This is a genomic window from Phytohabitans sp. LJ34 (assembly GCF_052068095.1).
Taxonomy (GTDB): domain Bacteria; phylum Actinomycetota; class Actinomycetes; order Mycobacteriales; family Micromonosporaceae; genus Phytohabitans.
This window is the reverse complement of record NZ_JBQHDG010000059.1, coordinates 1-1,324: the sequence shown is the minus strand read 5'-3', so window position 1 is coordinate 1,324 and position 1,324 is coordinate 1. Positions and strand designations below refer to the sequence as shown.

1 protein-coding gene is annotated in these 1,324 nt (G+C 68.4%); it reads left to right on the top strand.

The window, feature by feature from the left end; genetic code table 11:
- Positions 1–237: 237 nt before the first annotated feature.
- Entirely contained in the window at positions 238–1,308 is a 1,071-nt protein-coding gene (locus tag ACTMTJ_RS45340) for an IS110 family transposase (RefSeq protein WP_441225306.1), read from the top strand.
- Positions 1,309–1,324: the final 16 nt, after the last annotated feature.

Sequence of the window (1,324 nt, the reverse complement as noted above, 5' to 3'; positions counted from 1 at the left end):
CCACGACGGACAGAGATGATGTTTGTGAGCACCTCCCGTCGGGGGTCTGACCCTACGACGGACTGACTTCGGGTCTTGGAAGACGATTTGTCGGCCTCCGTCGGGAGGTGCTCGTGCACTCACCGGCGCGGGTTTGTGACCTAATAGGAGCCTGGCTAGAGGCCCCGACTCTGTCTTGTCCGCGTTGCCCGGCTGGTGCGTGTCGCCCTGCCCACCATCACGAGCGCGAGGACGACGATGCCCTCTATTACACCCGACCCTGCCGTCATCGAGGTTGTTGGTGGGGTCGACACCCACCTTGATACGCACACCGCGGCGGTGATCGACCCGCTCGGGCGGGTGCTGGGCACCGAGCAGTTCCCGGCCACCGTGGCCGGCTACGCCGCCCTGCTGGCCTGGATGCGCGGCCACGGCCACCTGGGCCGGGTCGGGGTCGAGGGGACCGGCGCATACGGGGCGGGCCTGGCCCGCCGGCTGCGTGGTGAGGGTGTCGAGGTGATCGAGGTCGACCGCCCGAACCGCAAGATGCGCCGCTTGCAGGGCAAGTCCGACCCGATCGATGCCATCGCGGCGGCCAAGACCGCCCTGGCCGGCGACCGCACCGGCACCCCAAAGCAACACGACGGCCGCGTCGAAGCCCTACGCAACCTACGGGTGGCCCGGCGCAGCGCGGTCGAGCAACGCGCCGACACCCAACGCCAGATCAAGACCCTGATCGTCACCGCCCCCGACGAACTACGCGGCCGGCTGCGCGGCCTGCCCGTCAAACAGTTGATCGCCACCTGCGCCAACCTGCGAGGCGACCGGGCCAACGCCGCCACCCCAGCCACCGCCGTCAAGCTCGCCCTCCGGTCGCTGGCCCGCCGCCACCAACAACTGTCCGCCGAGATCACCAACCTGGACGAACTGCTCGAACCGCTGGTGACCGCCATCAACCCCGACCTGCTCACCGTCCACGGCGTCGGCCCCGACGTCGCCGGTCAACTCCTGGTCACCGCCGGCGAAAACCACGACCGGATCACCTCCGAAACCGCGTTCGCCATGCTCTGCGGCGTCGCCCCACTACCCGCCTCGTCCGGCAAAACCACCCGCCACCGCCTCAACCGCGGCGGCGACCGACAGGCCAACGCCGCCCTCTACCGCGTCGTACTCACCCGGCTGCGCTGGGACCCCAACACCCGCGCCTACATGCAGCGACGCACCAAAGACGGCCTATCCAAGAAAGAGATCATCCGCTGCCTCAAGCGGTACATCGCCCGCGAGCTCTACCAAATCATCACAACAAACGACCCTGACCCCGCCGCTTGACAACCATAGGAGCATC